This window comes from Haliea sp. (assembly GCF_041395985.1).
GTDB lineage: Bacteria > Pseudomonadota > Gammaproteobacteria > Pseudomonadales > Halieaceae > Haliea.
This window is the reverse complement of the sequence record NZ_JAWKZJ010000009.1, coordinates 117,965-129,575: the sequence shown is the minus strand read 5'-3', so window position 1 is coordinate 129,575 and position 11,611 is coordinate 117,965. Positions and strand designations below refer to the sequence as shown.

Here is an 11,611-nt window from a genome sequence, read left to right as displayed (position 1 = left end):
TTATCATACGCGGCCTCGGTTAACACCATTCCGCCTTAGCTCAGTTGGTAGAGCAATTGACTGTTAATCAATGGGTCGCTGGTTCGAGCCCAGCAGGCGGAGCCATATACGAGACGAAAAAGGGGTTGCAGCGATGCAGCCCTTTTTTTTTCAGACCACTAAAGCACACCCCGGAATCCCTATGCTCACAGCCAGCAAACTTGAAAAAATCATGGAACTCGAGGCGAATCTCCGCGCCGAATATCAGCAACAGCTCGATGCCAAGACCGTCGAGATCGACCGCCTCAGCGCCCGAGAGTCAGAACTCCAGGCGGCCGTTGATAAGCAGTTGGAGACCATCACCGAACTGACCGGCAAGGCGACGGACAGCCAGAAAGCCGAGCAGCGAGCTCGCGAGCTGCACAATCGCAGTGAACGGCTGGTGGCGGAAATCGCCGAACTCAAGCAGCGGATCAAGACCCTGCAGAAGGACCTGGCGGCGGTGCGCGAGGAGAACAAGACCCTCACGCAATTCGACCCGGTGCGCATGAAGAAGAACCTCGACACCAGCAAGAAGAAGCTGGCTGAAAAGACCCGCGCCACCGACCTGCTGCAGAAAACGCTCAGCGAGACCAAGAAGGAAAACGCGGAGCTGCTGCGCAAGGTGGCGGAGCTGGAAGCCAAAGTAGCCGAGCTGGCACCGGAAGATGGGGAGACTGTCGAGGCCAAGGCAGAATCGGCTGCCGCTTGAGCAGTCAGCCGAGTTAAGCCTGATCGGGCCGATAACTGTCAGATCAGGTGGCGACTGTTAACGCTATTTGCACCCAACTTTGCCCACTCACGCATAAGAGCACAATATGAATCGAATAGAGAAGCTCAAAAATGACGTATACAGTTTTGAAGAGCTCGATACTCTGGAGAAGAATGCGATCAAATTGCGCGATGAGGAAACGCTGGGGCTGATTATTCGTAGCCGCGCATCAAAGACTGCCAAGGGCGAGAAGCCGAAAAGCACTGTTGATGCAGACGGTAGACCCCTGACAAAAAGGGCTCGCCGTGATGAAAAAGCCAAGCGCTAGTTGATCGCGATTCTCGGAGATACTGTCAATCAAAGGGTCGCCGGTTCGAGCCCAGCAGGCGGAGCCCAGTTCGAGATAAAAAAGGGGTTGCAGCGCTGCAGCCCCTTTTTTTTATCACTCGTCCTCTCTACCCCCTCCTACACTTTGTCGCCATCTTGGTTATCCTAGCTGCCTGTCACACCTGTGCCCGGAGCGAAAATAATGCACTCGAAACGCGATTCCCTGCTCAAGCGTCTGCACAGCGCGATGATTTCCCCTACCGCGTGCGCCCAAAAATGGCAGGGACAATACTGGCAAGAGGACGGTGATGAGCGCAGGGTATCCTGCGCCAGCTGCCGAAGCTTTGACGCCACCAGACAGCGCTGCAGCATTCGCTTCGGCACGCCGTTGCGTAAATGCGTTGTCTCATCCGTGGAGGCACATTTTCACGACTGTGTCGGGGAGGAGGCGCTGGAGGTTGGATTCGGGCGCTTCAAACTGGCCCGGAACCTGGTCGTCCGCAACGGCGGCCGCTGGACGGGTATTGACCCGCAACAACCTGCCTCACGTCCTGCCCGTCTCGGCACTGGCGGCCATGGACTGGCCAGCGCGCTGCCGTTTGCCACTGCGACCTTCGACCGCGTATTTGGCGTTCAATCCATTGAGCACTGGGGACAACGCGCTGGCGGCCTGCGGGAACCTGCGCGTTACGAGGACTGCCTGGCGGAAATCGCTCGCGTCACAAAACCCGGAGGCCGGGTGTATTTCGATGCGCCGATACATTTCCATGGCAATGAGATATTTGTCATGGGAGATATTGATCGCGTGCGTAAATTATTTGCGACACCTTATTGGGAGACGGTAAATATCGAACGCTGGCGGGAGAATCATGCACCGCTGGAACGTTATACACCGTCACACAAGGAATTTAACGAATGGCCATTTGAAATCGTGAGTTATTCGGATAGCGAGGTAAATGCAATCAGGGACAACGGGGCCATCTGGCTGCTGGTAATAACCGCGACGCGTACCGCTGCACCGGTTTATTAACCGTTTAAAACCTGCGCTGAATAATGTTCCAAGCCGCTTCTAAAATCAGCGGCAGTCAACTGATTTAAGCTTCCGCAACATCCAAATAAAAATCACTGCTGCATTTAATCACGTGAATTCAATTTGTAAGTGCAACTCTTGACGAGTTGGTTAGAGGGCAAGCTGCTGTACTATTGAGCTTTCTCTCACCGACCAAAGTTAGAGGAGCACAATGAAATACAAACAGCTTACCCAAGAAGAACGATACCAAATTTCAGCCTTGTTGAAAGCAAATCATGATCGATCCGAGATAGCCATGATATTGGGGCGTAACAAATCGACCATCAGCCGCGAAATTCGGCGCAATACAGGGTTGCGAGGCTATCGCCCGAAACAGGCTCAGCGCTTGGCTGAAGAACGCCGTGTGGCGAAAAGCAAGCCCCGTATTAACAGTGAGACCTGGATCGCTGTCGAGTACCTGCTTACCCTCGATTGGAGCCCAGAACAGATCAGCCTTTGGCTCAAGACATTCTGTAGAGTTTCTATCAGTCATGAATGGATTTACCAGTTTGTCCTCCAGGACAAAGCCAATGGCGGGGACCTTTTTAAACACTTACGCTGCCAGAAACAGCGCCGCAAACGTTATGGCAGTTACAACCGTCGAGGTCAGTTGATCGACCGCGTCAGCATCGATGAGAGACCCGCCGAGGTTGATTTACGTTCCCGTATTGGCGATTGGGAGCTCGACACAATTATTGGCAAAGGCCATCAGCAAGCGATCGTCTCTCTGACTGAGCGTAAATCACGCTTCACGCTGATACAGAAGGTGGAGCGTAAAACAGCACAGCTCGTTTCCAATGCCATTATTAACCTGTTATCTCCATATTCCGAGTCCGTGCTGACGATGACCTCAGATAACGGAAAAGAGTTCGCGAATCACAAAGCAATCGCTAACAAACTCAATGCAGAATTTTACTTTGCTCACCCCTATGCATCATGGGAACGTGGACTGAACGAGAACACCAATGGGCTCATTCGACAGTACTTCCCGAAGGGCAGAGACTTCACAACCATTACCCAGAAGGAAATCAAACAGGCAATGGACAGATTAAACAATCGACCAAGAAAATGTCTTGGCATGAAAACACCGAATCAGGTATTTTTTGGAATCACCCCCCCCGTTGCACTAGCGAGTTGAATCCGCGTCATTTAAATCGCTTTTTGCCTTGCTCACGCCAGTTCGAATATAATGCGAGCGTTATCAGGCAGGAGTATTGAAATGAAAGTCAAACCATCAGCGCTGGCGGTATTTGCGAATTCCAAAGTAAAAGCCAAGGCGGAAGCACGCCGGCTCAGCCAGGCAGAGCTTGAAAAGCTTATCGCTTCGTTGAATGAGGCGTTACGCGCAGAAAAAGAAAAAGCAAAAAGAAAACTGGAAAAAGACCGTGTCGCCACCATTCGCAAAGTGAATAGCCTGCTGGCGGAAAGCGGCCTTAAACCCGAGGACCTGAAAAAGGCGCCAGCGGGAGGCCGCGGTCGCAAAGCGCCAGTCAAAAACCGCAAGGTGGGTAGAGTCGCGCCCAAGTACCGTCTTGTCATTGATGGCAAAAAGCACGAATGGACTGGTCGCGGTCGCACGCCCAAAGTCTTCCAGGCCTATTTCGATGCCGGTAATTCCCGCGAAAGCTGCGCCATCAAGAGCTAGTACGCGGCGCCCGCAGGGTGTTGGAGATACTGCACTGCGACGAGGACCTCGTCGCAGTGAACAAACCCGCCGGACTACTGGTCCATCGCAGCCCCATTGATCGCCACGAGACCCGCTTCGCCTTACAGTTGCTGCGCGACCAGCTGGGGCACAGGGTTTACCCGGTCCATCGCCTGGACAAACCCACATCGGGTATTCTGCTCTTTGGACAGACACCAGAGGCTGCGGCTGCACTCGCCGACCAGTTTGCCCGTCGCATGGCGGGTAAAACCTACATCGCCATCGTGCGAGGATGGTGCCCTGAACAGGGAGCCATCGACCATCCCCTGACCGAAGACCGCGACGCTGCGATGGGTTCAGGCAATCCGATGCTGCCGCGCACGCAGGACGCAGTGACCCTGTTCCAACGCCTGGCCACAGCGAATCTGCCCGTGGCCGTAGACCGTTACCCTTCCACGCGCTACAGCCTGGTGCTTCTGCACCCGATTACCGGGCGCCGGCACCAGCTGCGCCGCCACCTGAAGCACATCAGCCATCCGATAGTCGGTGACGCGAACCACGGAAAAGGGGTTCACAACCGTTTTTTTCAACGGCACTTCAATTGCCACAGGTTATTGCTGGCCTGCATCAGGCTGAACCTGCAACACCCCACGCTCGGCAGCGCACTGCAACTGCGGGCACGCCCAGGGCGCGAGTTCGAGGCGGTGGCTGCTGCACTGGGCTGGCAAAGCGCGCTGGAGGCCGCGCTGACGGAATAGACACCCCGGCGTGTAGCCAACGCTATAACCGTGTACGCTACTCGCGTCTTTCCAATCGCACATCACTGAAGGGCTCTCATGAAACGCCTCGCTGCACTCACACTACAGGGACTGGTCGCTGTCTTGCCGGTCGCACTCACCATTTACCTGGTGTACTGGCTGCTGATGACCATCGAGGCCATGGCCGGTGCCGCGCTGAGAACAGTTCTCCCGGCTGACTGGTATTTCGCCGGCCTGGGCGTGATCTCCGGATTGGTCCTGCTCACGGTGATTGGTGTACTGGTCAATGCCTACGCGGTACGCCACCTGCTGCGCCTGGGCGACGCGCTGCTCAGCCGAATTCCCCTGGTGAAGTCCGTGCACGGTGCCATTCAGGATGTACTGCGGGCTTTCAGCATCGCCAACAAACAGCAGGCGGACTCTGTGGTCCTCGTGAAGATTGGCGATAATATGCGGCTACTGGGCTTCGTCACCTCCCGCGAACCCGCAAGGCGTCTACGGGGCGCTGTCGACGAATCGGTCGTCGGTGTCTATCTACCCATGAGTTATCAACTGGGGGGCTATACGGTCTACCTGCCCGCCAACCAGCTTGAACCCGTCGACCTGAGTGTCGAGGAAGCCATGCGCATCGCCGTTACCGGAGGCGTACAGAACCCCGAGGGGAGTGCCTGAGGGTGGCCTCGATTCCTACCCGTAGAAGGCCGCAATACGGTCTACGAAGGCCTGCAACTGGCTTGCCGGCAGCGCGTTGATTCCCGCCGCAGCTGATCGGCCGCCGCCGGTGGGAAATTCCCGACACAGCACATCTGCACCCGTCTTGTTATCCAGCGGCGCACGCACGCTGACCAGATAGTCACCGTCAGCTCTCTCCGTCACAACCGCATGCGCTCGCGCCGGATCCTGGTTGGCGAGATCGTTGCCAAAGACTCCGCTGACGCGACGCGCCCAGGCGGCATCGGGCAGCAGGAACACTGCGGCACTATCGCCACGGTAGATCGGCTTCAGCGAGGCCGCTGCCGACATGTCTTCCCGGTAACCCGTCTCCAGCCGCTCGAAATGCGCTCGCTCCGCCGCCATGAACTGGAAGGGGTCATCATGCCGCTCCAGCAGCCGATACAGCTCTGCCGGTGCAAAGTGAAGATCCTCCAGTGACGGGCCATAGCCGTTGTAATTAATGTAAATACCGAGGTTCTCGAGGGCCTGCAACTGCGCGTCATCCAGGCCCAGCGTCTTCGCCAGGCGCTGCGCAGAGTCGCGCAGATTGTCGCCGAAAGCGCCGGTAACGGCCCAGGCCGTATAGGCCCCCTGCAACCGCCCGTTCACCAGCAGACTGGTGCACACATCCGGCGCCGGGTTGATGACCGCGTCGAGCCGGGCACTCTCAGGAATGTCGCCGGCAAAGTGGTGGTCGCAATAGAACACCTCGGCTCCGGCGCTGAGCAGCCGCTGCAGATCCGCGCGATTCTTGTCCAGCGAAATGTCCAGTACGGTCACGCGATCACCGCTCCCAGCCTGAACCTGCTGTAGCAGAGCGATATCCCGTTTTACGCCCGTCACAAGCGTTGCGTCACGGGGCTCCGCCCGGCGCAGTTGAACCAGCGAACACAGACCGTCTGCATCGCCATTAAAGACATCGTAATCCATTCTGGTTCCTTACAGCAGCGATCAGGACTTGTCCGGAAACAGTTCCTGTACGTTAGACAAACCGACGGCCGCCGGCTTTTGCTTGGGTTTCGCGAGCGCAGAGCGCCCTGCCATGCCCTGCTTGCGCCAGACGTGGTCGTAGCGCACTTCGTGCAGATTGAAGCCACTCACTGCAGCGTTCAGCACCGATGTGATACCGGCACAATCCATTGCATCGCAATGCTGCATGAGTTCGGTCAGCATGCGGTGAATCTGGTTGTAGGAGAGGCATTCCTCCTCGGCACGCATGATCATGGGATGCCCAGTCCCCGTAACGTTGCTGCCCAGCAACAGCTCTTCCCGCAGCTTTTCCCCGGGTCGCAGGCCAATGAACTCGATTTGTATGTGGTCATGGGCGTGACTGTCGTGCTGCATTTCATAGCCGCTCAGCCGGATCATGCGCCGCGCGAGATCGACAATGCGGACCGGCTCACCCATATCCAGCACGAACACGTCACCCCCGGTTCCCATGGCACCGGCCTGCAGCACCAGCTGTGCCGCCTCCTGAATGCTCATGAAATACCGCGACACCTCGGGGTGGGTCACGGTCACCGGGCCGCCGCCCTCGATCTGCTCACGAAACAACGGCACGACCGAGCCGGAGGAACCCAGCACATTACCGAAGCGAACCATGCAGAAACGCGTGCCGGAGTCGCGCTGCGCCAGGCCTTGCAACACCATCTCTGCGAAGCGCTTGGAGGCGCCCATAATGTTGGTAGGTCGCACGGCTTTGTCCGTGGATACCAGAACGAAGGTTTCCACCCCGGCCTTGCGCGCCGCCTCTGCTGCATACCACGTCCCGAATACGTTATTGGCCACACCCTCCGCCACGTTGTACTCGACCATGGGTACATGCTTGTACGCCGCCGCGTGATATACCGTCTGCACGGCAAAGGTGCGATACACGGTCTCCAGCCGGCGTTGATCCTGCACCGACCCCAGCAGCGCAATGATCTCCACGCTGGCGCCCAGGGCCTGACCCATTTCCCGCAGCTCGCGCTCGATGCGATACAGCGCGTACTCGGAGTTGTCCAGCAGCACCAGCTCACGCGGCCCGGAGGTCAGGATCTGGCGACACAGCTCCGAACCGATGGAGCCCCCTGCCCCGGTAACCATCACCACCTTGTCGGTGATGCAGCGGTCTATCAGCTCGGGATGGGGTGGCACCGGGTCCCGACCCAGCAGATCGTCGAGGTCAATATCCTGGATCTGGTTGACGCTGGCCCTACCCGCCACCAGCTCATTGATCTTCGGTACCGTGCGCACGTGCACCGGCAGCCCCACCAGAGAGTTGATGATCTCCCGGCGCCGTTCCGGCGACGCGGCCGGAATGGCGAGCAACACCTGGGTGATATTGTGCTCACCGATAAGACGCTTGATCTCCTCGGGACGCGCCACCTGCAGCCCGTTGATCACCGAGTGTTGCAGCCGCGGATCGTCGTCCACAAAGACCACAGCCCGATACTGGTCCCCGTGGTGCAATGCCGTGAGCAGCTGCCGACCAGATTCACCGGCGCCATAGATGATGACGTTGCGCGAAAGCGAGCGCAGTTTGGCCTGGTAGTAGGCGCGCACGGTGAGGCGCGTACCCCCAATCAGCAGCAGCGCAATGCCCCAGTAGAAAAATGGCATGGTCCGCGGCACTTCAGCCTGGGCAACGAATACCGAGGCAGACAGTATCAGCGTTGAATACGTGACGGCGGTGATCACCGCCCAGATTGCCTGCTGCCCCATAAAGCGGATGACCGCGCGATACAGGCCAAGGCGCAGGAATATAATCGCACTGATAATGACAGTGATGGCACCACAGGCAATTTCAGTGGGGCCGAGAGTGAAGTCCGTATTGCCATGGCGCAGGGCCACCGCCGACCACATGGCCGCACTCACGAACACCATGTCCAGGGCGAGGAGGAGTGCCTGCTTGATATTCCGCGGGAGTTCTATGAGTTTTTCCAGTGCATCCCGAACGCTTCCAAGCACCCCGGATATCGCTTGCAGCACACCATTGCCAAGCCGATTCAGCAAAATCCCTCCCACTCCGGATGGTCGTGACAGGCCCGCTTGCAGTGCATCGTAGTCGCGCGAACCCGGATCACCCGATGTTACGTTAATCGCCGCAACTTCGCCATGCCGAGCAGGAGCGGAAGGTATGCCAAAATTACCAAGAAAAGCTGGAATTGTGGCCAACGCAGAATCGTCCACGCCAAAGGAAACAGCCACAGTGCGTTGAGCGCGATCAGCACAAAGTCTACCGTCAGGTGGGAGTCCCAGTACCGCGCGAGGCGCTGATAGGCGTGGTCCCGATGTGCTTCGAACAGCCTGGCTCCCGCGCGCCAGCGCGCCAGCAAGGTCCAGGTGGCATCCGTAATGAAGGCGGCCAGCAACACCAGCCAGCAGGCCAGCGGCAGCGTACCGTGAGCGGCCGCGATGAGGGCGAGACCGCCGAGCAGGAAACCGAGCGGCACGCTGCCTGCATCACCCATGAACAGACGAGCCGGCGGCCAATTCCAATAGAGAAAGCCCAACTGGCTGAACGCCAGTAGCGCACACATCAGTGCCAGTGGGGTGTCACCCGCCAACAGCGCGAGCAGTGCCCCGCTCATCCCTGCCAGGAAGGCCTGCAGGGCAGCGAGGCCATCAATACCATCCATGAAGTTATACAGGTTGACCAGCCAAAGCAGACCCAGCGTCAACAACGGCAGTTGCAGCCACAGCGGCAGGGGCAGCACCGGGAAGCCCCCGCGTGGCGGCACAGCGACGTAAAGCGCAGCCATCAGCAGCGCGCAGGCCAGGGCGTAACAGCCGAGCCGCAGCAGCGCCGGCAGGTTGTAGCGATCATCGAGCAGGCCCACCAGCATCAGCAGGACAGCGAGCCCCAGCAACACCCCGAAAACAGGCGGCCACAGGACACCCGCCAGCGCCGCGACCCACGCCGATGCCGCCAAACCGAGCACAATACCCACCCCACCGCCGCTGGCCGTAGGCTGTTTGTGCGCGCTGCGGTGGCCGGGTGTATCGACCCAACGACTGCTGCGCGCAAGCCGCAACCAGAAGGCACACAGCAGCGCCACCGCCAACGGCGCCGTAAGCAGCGCAAGGATCACGGCGCCGGCTCTTCTGTCTGAACCATCTGCGGCGCCACCGAGGCGAGCGTTTGACGAGGCTTCCAGCCGGTTGCCTCTACCACGGCGTGATTGTCGTAGCGCTCTGCGGCAAACAGCCGATCGTAACTGGAGCCCTGTGGCTGGCGCTGAAGAAAATCAAGCAGCGCCGCAAGCAGCCGCCACAACCAGGCGGGGCCGGTTTTGCCCTGCCCCTCCTTGCCCAGCGCCGCGCGCAGCAAGAGGAAACTCTCACGTGCACTGTAGGCGTGCCCGTCAGTGACGTTGAAGGTGCTCACCCCGCTCAGTCCACAGCGGGGTAGCAGAAGCAGCAATTCGACGAGGTCGTCGAGGCCTACCATGGAGCGCACGCCACCCGCCGGGGGGGCCGGTAACCGGAAGCGCGCGGCGCGCAGCAGCCACTTCAAGTTAGCCTTGGGTTGCGGGCCATATACCAGTGCCGGCCTCAGAATCACCACCGTCATCGTGCTACTGGCATAGCGCGCACGCAGCGCACATTCCGCTTCCCACTTCGAGCGCCCGTAGGCATCGGCTGGCGGCGCCACTTCACTCTCCCGCCGCGGCATGGCGGTGGCCGCTGCACCCATGGCTTTGACACTGCTCAGAAAGACGAAGGTTTTGACCCCCGCCCGTTCGGCTGCCTCCGCCAGCGCCAGCGTCGCGCGGCAGTTCACGGCAGCGTATCGGCCGTCCGGGGCCTGCCTGTGGGCGATGCCTGCCAGGTGGTAGATCGTCTCTACACCGCGCAACAGCTCGTCACTGACACTGCCAGTCGCAAGGTCCACCGCGTGGCTGGGCTTGCCATGCCCCGAAATCGCTCCCCGGCGGCTGAGCATCACGGTCGACTGCCCTTCCCGATGCAGCCGTTCAGTCAACGCGCGGCCGATATAGCCGGTGGCACCGGTCACCAGAACTGACATACAGACCTCTCTACCGCGTTGTTGCCACGTGCCACGCGGGCGTGGTGTTGATGCATGGAATCCCGTACAAGCCCGCGCGCGGGCGCCGAAAAAAATGGGGGCACAAGCCCCCATGATACGGATGCCGGCCGCCTAATCCAGTGTTATGACAGTGCGATTTCTTTCCAGGGTGGACTGGCCAATGCCTTTGACATCAGCCAGTTCCTCCACCGACTTGAAGGGCCCGTAGGCTTCCCGGTAACGAATAATATCCTGCGCGCGCGAAAGACCGACACCCTTCAGTCTGGCGGCCAGTGTGGCGGCATCCGCCGTGTTGATGTTGACCCGGGCGACGCTCGCCTCCGCAGCGAGGGGCGGCACGTCCGGTGCAGCCGAGACCGGCGCGGTCACACCGGCCAGGCATAAGCAAACGGCAAGGGTGCCCAGCAACGCTGGCCACCGCGAAAGACGCTCGTGTAACAAAGCGGGGCGCTCGCACGCCCCATAGAGGTGTTGAGTAGGTTGGTTGATCGACATGGCGTTATCTCCGTATGACGTTGTGGCATCCCTGCACATCCGTATCGAAGCGAAGTCTAGCAGTCCTCCCAGAGGAGGCGAGGCCTGCGGTCAAATCTGATGGTATTCGCGGCACTCAGCGGCTGGTTGCCGTACCCAGCTCGTCATGTACCCGGCGCAGCGCGGCAAGCGGATCGGCAGCTGCGGTTATGGAGCGACCAATAACCAGAAAATCGGCGCCGCGCTCACGTGCAGCGGCGGGCGTCACCACACGGCGCTGATCACCCGGTGCGTCGCCCGCGAGCCGAATACCCGGCGTCACCAGGAGGAACTCACCACCACGCTGTGCGCGTAATACAGGGCCCTCTTCGGCCGAACAGACCACCCCTTGCATGCCACAGTCCGACGCGAGGCCGGCGAGGGCTGTGACACGCGCCAGCGCGCCTTCGGTACAACCCAGCTCACGCAGATCTTCGTCGGTCATACTGGTCAACACAGTAACGGCTATCAGCAGCGGCGCCTGTTGCAGGCGGGCCAGTTCCGCTGCCGCCGCCTCCATCATCCGGCGCCCCCCGCTGGCATGCACATTGACCATCCAGACACCCAGGTCTGCCGCAGCGCGTACCGCAGAGGCTACGGTATTGGGTATATCGTGAAACTTGAGGTCCAGAAACACGTCAAAACCCTGATCCTGCAACCGCCGCACGATGCCCGGACCGCTGCGGGTAAACAGCTCCTTGCCCACCTTGAGCCGACACAGCGTGGGTGACAGCTGTTCCACAAGTGCCAGCGCCGAGGCTTCATCGGGGTAGTCCAAAGCGACCAGAACGGGAGATTGCATCAAAACACGCCTTCAATAACT

The 11,611-nt window shown here is 59.4% G+C and carries 13 protein-coding genes and 1 tRNA gene; 8 read left to right on the top strand and 6 right to left on the bottom strand.

Features of this window, described 5'->3' with window-relative positions:
• Window positions 1-29 precede the first annotated feature (29 nt).
• From R3E49_RS15805 to R3E49_RS15770, 8 genes are all read left to right on the top strand, one after another.
• Window positions 30-105 (top strand) — tRNA-Asn (locus R3E49_RS15805).
• A gap of 76 nt (window positions 106-181) precedes the next feature.
• Window positions 182-730: a hypothetical protein gene (locus R3E49_RS15800; RefSeq protein ID WP_371295931.1), complete on the top strand. Its 549-nt coding sequence runs from the start codon at window positions 182-184 to the stop codon at window positions 728-730.
• 106 nt (window positions 731-836) lie between these two features.
• Window positions 837-1,058 (top strand): hypothetical protein, encoded by a 222-nt coding sequence (locus R3E49_RS15795; RefSeq protein WP_371295930.1) that lies wholly within the window; start codon window positions 837-839, stop codon window positions 1,056-1,058.
• A gap of 183 nt (window positions 1,059-1,241) precedes the next feature.
• Window positions 1,242-2,087, top strand: coding sequence for a class I SAM-dependent methyltransferase (locus R3E49_RS15790; protein ID WP_371295929.1), 846 nt, complete (start codon window positions 1,242-1,244; stop codon window positions 2,085-2,087).
• 211 nt (window positions 2,088-2,298) lie between these two features.
• Entirely contained in the window at window positions 2,299-3,264 is a 966-nt protein-coding gene (locus R3E49_RS15785) for an IS30 family transposase (protein WP_116369220.1), read from the top strand.
• A gap of 81 nt (window positions 3,265-3,345) precedes the next feature.
• Window positions 3,346-3,771, top strand: coding sequence for an H-NS family nucleoid-associated regulatory protein (locus R3E49_RS15780; RefSeq protein WP_371295928.1), 426 nt, complete (start codon window positions 3,346-3,348; stop codon window positions 3,769-3,771).
• Between the two features lie 56 nt (window positions 3,772-3,827).
• Window positions 3,828-4,529 carry a pseudouridine synthase gene (locus R3E49_RS15775; protein WP_371295927.1) on the top strand — a complete coding sequence of 234 codons (702 nt, stop codon included), beginning with the start codon at window positions 3,828-3,830 and terminating at the stop codon, window positions 4,527-4,529.
• 78 nt (window positions 4,530-4,607) lie between these two features.
• On the top strand, window positions 4,608-5,201 hold the full coding sequence (locus R3E49_RS15770; protein ID WP_371295926.1) for a DUF502 domain-containing protein: 594 nt from the start codon (window positions 4,608-4,610) through the stop codon (window positions 5,199-5,201).
• Between the two features lie 15 nt (window positions 5,202-5,216).
• Here R3E49_RS15770 and R3E49_RS15765 read toward each other — a convergent pair whose 3' ends face one another.
• The 6 genes from R3E49_RS15765 to pyrF form a co-directional block, all read right to left on the bottom strand.
• Complete coding sequence (locus tag R3E49_RS15765; protein ID WP_371295925.1) at window positions 5,217-6,173, bottom strand: DHH family phosphoesterase; 957 nt, start codon at window positions 6,171-6,173, stop codon at window positions 5,217-5,219.
• A gap of 21 nt (window positions 6,174-6,194) precedes the next feature.
• Window positions 6,195-8,237, bottom strand: coding sequence for a polysaccharide biosynthesis protein (locus tag R3E49_RS15760; protein WP_371295924.1), 2,043 nt, complete (start codon window positions 8,235-8,237; stop codon window positions 6,195-6,197).
• A gap of 77 nt (window positions 8,238-8,314) precedes the next feature.
• Complete coding sequence (locus R3E49_RS15755) at window positions 8,315-9,316, bottom strand: glycosyl transferase family 4 (RefSeq protein WP_371295923.1); 1,002 nt, start codon at window positions 9,314-9,316, stop codon at window positions 8,315-8,317.
• A complete protein-coding gene (locus tag R3E49_RS15750; protein ID WP_371295922.1) occupies window positions 9,313-10,254 on the bottom strand; it encodes an NAD-dependent epimerase/dehydratase family protein in 942 nt (313 codons plus the stop codon). Before R3E49_RS15750 ends, R3E49_RS15755 begins: the two co-directional genes overlap by 4 nt.
• A 132-nt stretch (window positions 10,255-10,386) precedes the next feature.
• On the bottom strand, window positions 10,387-10,770 hold the full coding sequence (locus tag R3E49_RS15745) for a ComEA family DNA-binding protein (protein WP_371295921.1): 384 nt from the start codon (window positions 10,768-10,770) through the stop codon (window positions 10,387-10,389).
• Window positions 10,771-10,885: 115 nt separating this feature from the next.
• Window positions 10,886-11,590: an orotidine-5'-phosphate decarboxylase gene (gene pyrF / locus R3E49_RS15740; RefSeq protein WP_371295920.1), complete on the bottom strand. Its 705-nt coding sequence runs from the start codon at window positions 11,588-11,590 to the stop codon at window positions 10,886-10,888.
• Window positions 11,591-11,611: the final 21 nt, after the last annotated feature.